The following is a 1,762-nucleotide window of genomic DNA, read 5'->3' as shown; positions in this document are numbered from 1 at the left end:
GGATCGGATCGCGTCCGAGTTCGAGATTGCAGAACGCGCGCATCGACTGGATATCGTACAGCGCTTCCTCGGCGCCCGGATCAGACAGATTGTACCACTGCTGCAGGCAGTAGATGCGCAACATCACGGCGATCGGAAACGCTCGACGACCGCCTTGAGGACCCTCCTTCGGATAATGCGGCGCGATCACTGCTTCCAGCACTGACCACGGCACCGCCGCGGCCATCTCGGCTAGAAACGCGTCGCGCTTGGTGCGCTTCTTCTTGCCCGCATAGTCCAACGTCGCGAAGCTCAGCTGCCCGTCCATACTGTCGCCCTCGAATCAAAGCCGCAGTGTGCCATGATCCGGAGGTTGATCAGAGGTTCCCTAACAAAGACCTTATACTATTTTGTATGTTTACGAGCTCAGCGTTGACCTGCTCCCCTTAAGCGCCCTCGATTTTGGGTAGAGTCCGTTCCTACGGGAGACGGACATGCGCAAGAGCAGATTTACCGACGAGCAGATTATCAAGGCGCTGAAGGAGCATGCAGCCGGACTGTCAGCTAACGAGCTGTGCCGGAAGTACGGTGTTAGCGACGCGACGTTCTACAAGTGGCGATCCCGATATGGCGGGATGGAGATCTCCGACGCCCGTAAGCTAAAGGCCCTTGAGGACGAGAACCGCAGGCTGAAGAAGCTGCTGGCGGAGTCGATGCTCGACGCATCGACGTTGAAGGAGATGCTCGGAAAAAACTTCTGACGCCCAGCTTGCGGAAACGAGCTGTGACCTGGGCGGTCCGGGAGAAGGGCTACTCGCAGCGGCGAGCCTGTGGGCTCGTCGGTCTGCATCCGAAGACGTATCGATATGCGTCAAAGCGGCCTCTCGATGAAGGGCTTCGCAGGCAACTGCGAGAGCTGGCGTCCCAACGGCGGCGGTTCGGCTATCGTCGTCTTGGTCTGATGTTGGAACGCCAAGGCATCAAGCTCAATCGCAAGAAGCTCTACCGGCTGTACAAGGAAGAGAGGCTGATGGTGCGCAAGCGCGGTGGCCGCAAACGGGCTCTCGGTACACGGGCGCCGATGGCGGTTCCCCAGGACCGCAATTTGCGTTGGTCGCTCGACTTCGTGGCGGACACGCTGGTGAGCGGACGGCGCTTCCGCATCCTCACGCTGGTCGATGACTTCACCCGAGAATGCCTGACCCTGGTGGTCGACACCTCGCTCACCGGTCTGCGGGTCGCACGTGAGCTGGATCGTATCGCCGAACTGCGGGGCTACCCCGGAATGGTCGTCAGCGACAACGGCACCGAGCTGACCTCGAACGCCATCCTGGCCTGGCAGCAGGAGCGTGATGTCGAATGGCACTACATTGCGCCCGGCAAACCGATGCAGAATGGCTTCGTGGAGAGCTTCAACGGCCGACTGCGTGACGAGTGCCTCAACGAGCACCTGTTCACCAACATCAAGGAGGCACGCGAGATCATCGAAGAATGGAGGATCGACTACAACACCAACCGACCGCACTCGAGCCTTAACGGGCTTACACCGATTGAGTTCGCAGCACGCCCCACACCAGGGCATAACCGGAACAGACTCTCCTTATAAACGAGGGCAAGTTGGGGAGCAGTGAACCGCTCCGGGTTTGCCGGAGGCTCCAACTCTTGAGAAGGTGGAGCCATGAGCAAGCAGACAAGCAACAAGTTCTCGCCCGAGGTCCGTTCCCGCGCGGTGCGGCTGGTGCTGGATCACGAACATGAGCATCCGTCGCGATGGGCGACGATC

At 59.9% G+C, this 1,762-nt stretch carries 2 protein-coding genes; one reads left to right on the top strand and one right to left on the bottom strand.

The window, feature by feature from the left end; genetic code table 11:
• A partial coding sequence (locus VMT30_06135; GenBank protein HVQ44518.1) for a transposase occupies positions 1–307 on the bottom strand: 307 nt, incomplete at its 3' end.
• A gap of 166 nt (positions 308–473) precedes the next feature.
• Here VMT30_06135 and VMT30_06130 point away from each other — a divergent pair.
• A protein-coding gene (locus VMT30_06130) for an IS3 family transposase (GenBank protein HVQ44517.1) occupies positions 474–1,585 on the top strand; the annotation gives its coding sequence in 2 pieces (ribosomal slippage) (positions 474–729 and positions 729–1,585; 1,113 coding nt in all).
• Positions 1,586–1,762 lie beyond the last annotated feature (177 nt).

This window comes from Candidatus Saccharimonadia bacterium (genome assembly GCA_035544015.1).
Lineage (GTDB): Bacteria > Patescibacteriota > Saccharimonadia > UBA4664 > UBA4664 > UBA5169.
Note: the sequence above shows the minus strand (reverse complement) of the source record. Positions and strands in the feature narration are given on the sequence as shown.